Genomic DNA, 2,995 nt, shown 5'->3' with positions numbered 1-2,995 from the left:
GAACACACCCGGGGCGCTGTTCGACGATCCACACTTGAACGCCGTCGGCATGTTCGAAACGGTGGACACCCCGCACGGTCCGGTGCGCTTCCCGGGTGTACCTACCTGGTTCTCGCAGACGCCGGGCCGCGTCGCGGGGCCCGCACCAGAGCTCGGCGCCGACACCGCCGGCGTCCTCGAGGAGCTGGGCCTGGCCATCGACATGGACCCCGTGGAGGGTTCGGGATAGCGCTTACTCAACGAAATGTATTGCTGATGAAGGAGTTTCCGACAATGGCTGTGCCCGTCTATAAGCGGATCCTCGACTTGTTCGAGGCGGAGGGCGTCAATACGCTGTTCGGTATCCCGGACCCGAACTTCGTGCACATGTTTTCCGAGGCGGACGCTCGCGGGTGGTCGGTGGTCGCGCCGCATCACGAACTCAGCGCGGGATTCATGGCCGAGGCGGCGTCACGCATGACGGGCAAGCCCGGCTTGTGTATCGGCACGCTCGGCCCGGGCATGGCCAATATCGCCGGGGCGATTCAGTGTGCGCTCGTCGAGAACTCGCCGGTGATCTTCCTCGGCGGGCAGCGGGCCCGCGTCACCGAGCGCCGGGTGCGACGCGGCCGCATCCAATTCGTCCAGCAGGAACCGCTTTTCGCCGCGTCGGTGAAGTACAGCAGTTCGATCGAGTACGCCGACCAGACCGATGAGATCATCCATGAGGCCATCCGCAGGGCGATGTCCGGTACTCCGGGGCCGTCCTATGTAGAGTTCCCGTCGCACGTGATCCTCGAGGAGCTCGATGTCGCCGAGGCGCCGAGGCCGTCGAGCTACCGGCTGGTCAGCCAGGGCGCCGGTACCCGCGAGCTGGCTGAGGCCGTGAAGCTGATCCGCGCGGCCAAGAGCCCGATCCTGCTGGTGGGCCACGGTGTGCACACCTCCCGTACCCAGCAGGAAGTCAAGCAGCTGGCCGAGATCATGGCGTGCCCAGTCATTCAGACCTCCGGCGGGACCTCGTTCATTCCAGGACTGCAGGAGCGGACGTTCCCCTACTTGTTCTCCCCGGCCGCCAACTAGGCAGTCGAGGAATCTGACCTGTGCGTCGCACTGGGTACCGAACTCGGCGAGCCGATGCACTACGGCCGGACCCAGCATTGGGCCGGCAACGATGCGAACCGCAAATGGGTGTTCGTGGAGCAGGATCCGACCGCGATCGGTGTCAACCGTCCGGTCGACGTAGCGCTGGTTGGCGATTTGCGCGGTGTCGTGCCGCAGCTGGTCGAGGCGCTCAAGGATTCTCCGCGGAAACCCGCGCCCGCACTGCAGGTCCTGATCGAGAAGGATGCGAAAGAGCTTGCGGACATGGCGGAATCGGCACCGTCCGGACGCTCGCCGATCCACCCGGCGCGGTACGTCGTCGAGGCCACCAAAGCATTCAACGAACTCGAGGACGGCATCATGGTGCGCGACGGCGGCGCGACCGTGATCTTCCAGTGGACCTACTCGCAGTCCAAACCGCGCGACGTCATCTGGAACCAGAATTTCGGTCACCTGGGCACGGGGCTGCCGTACGCTGTCGGCGCCTCGGTCGCCGAGGGAGGCAAGCGCCCGGTGATGCTGCTGACCAGCGATTCGGCGTTCCTCTTCCATATTGCCGAGTTGGAAACCGCTGCGCGGCAGAACCTTCCGCTGGTGTGCGTTGTGGGCGTCGACCACCAGTGGGGCCTGGAAGTGGGCGTGTACAAGCGCACCTTCGAGCAGCCGTCGCCGCAGCCCGGTGTGCACTGGAGCAAGGACGTCCGGATGGACAAGGTTGCCGAGGGCTTCGGTTGCCACGGTGAGTACGTCGAGAAGGAAGAAGAGATCGCCCCGGCGATCGCTCGCGCCTACGCCAGTGGCAAAGTCGGTGTAGTGCACGTGTGCATCGACCCGAAGGCCAACTCCGAGGAGATGCCGAAGTACGACCGATTCCGGACCTGGTACGCCGAAGGCACCCAGTAAGAGAAGGATGGAGCCATGCGCGAATACCTGAAGTTCTACATAGACGGACAGTGGGTCGACCCACTGCGCCCCAATGCCTTCGACGTCGAGAACCCGGCTACCGAGCAGGTGTCCGGGAAGATCTCGCTGGGATCGGCTGCCGATGTCGACGTGGCGGTCACTGCCGCCCGGCGAGCCTTCACCAGTTGGTCGCAGAGCACCCGCGAACAGCGCTTGGACCTGTTGCAGGCCATCCTCACCGAATACCAAAAGCGTGCTGGCGATCTCGCCGAGGCGGTCACCGAGGAAATCGGCGCGCCGCCGTCGTTGGCCGCGGGGCCGCAGGTTTTCCTCGGGATCGGTCACCTGAACACGGCAATCGACGCGCTGAAGAACTTCTCGTTCGAGGAACAAAAAGGGGCGACCATGATCGCCAAGGAGCCGATCGGCGTGTGCGGTTTGATCACGCCGTGGAACTGGCCGATCAACCAGGTCGCGGTCAAGGTCTACCCGGCGTTGGCGACCGGCTGCACGGTCATCCTGAAACCGTCTGAGGTAGCGCCGTATTCGCCGTACATATTCGCCGAGATCCTGGATGCCGCAGGCGTGCCGGCCGGCGTCTTCAATCTGGTCAACGGTGACGGCGCGGGCGTGGGCGTCGCGCTGGCCAGCCATCCCGACGTCGACATGGTGTCGTTCACCGGTTCCACGCGCGCCGGCGTCGAGGTGGCCAAGAACGCCGCCCCAACCGTGAAGCGAGTCACCCAGGAACTCGGCGGCAAAAGCCCTAATATCGTCCTCGACGACGACGGCTTTGCCAAGAGCGTCAGCGCCGGAGTGGCCAACATGATGCCGAACTCCGGTCAGAGTTGTAACGCGCCGTCACGCATGTTGGTGCCGAATTCGCGTATGGGCGAGGCCATTACCATCGCGCGTGAGGCCGCTGAACAAATCCAAGTAGGTAGCGATGACCCAACGGCGATCGGGCCGGTGGCCTCGAGGACTCAGTTCGACAAGGTTCAGCGTCTGA

Annotated in this window: 2 protein-coding genes and 1 pseudogene; all 3 read left to right on the top strand. The window is 64.5% G+C overall.

What is annotated here, in order from left to right:
* The coding region (locus WAO18_RS00825) for a CoA transferase (RefSeq protein ID WP_422203074.1) at positions 1-229 on the top strand (229 nt) is incomplete at its 5' end.
* A gap of 44 nt (positions 230-273) precedes the next feature.
* Positions 274-1,986 (top strand): annotated as a pseudogene (locus WAO18_RS00820) (thiamine pyrophosphate-binding protein).
* 15 nt (positions 1,987-2,001) lie between these two features.
* A partial coding sequence (locus WAO18_RS00815; RefSeq protein ID WP_422203072.1) for an aldehyde dehydrogenase family protein occupies positions 2,002-2,995 on the top strand: 994 nt, incomplete at its 3' end.

Source organism: Mycobacterium sp., assembly GCF_049278535.1.
In the GTDB taxonomy this organism is placed as follows: Bacteria; Actinomycetota; Actinomycetes; order Mycobacteriales; family Mycobacteriaceae; genus Mycobacterium.
Note: the sequence above shows the minus strand (reverse complement) of the source record. Positions and strands in the feature narration are given on the sequence as shown.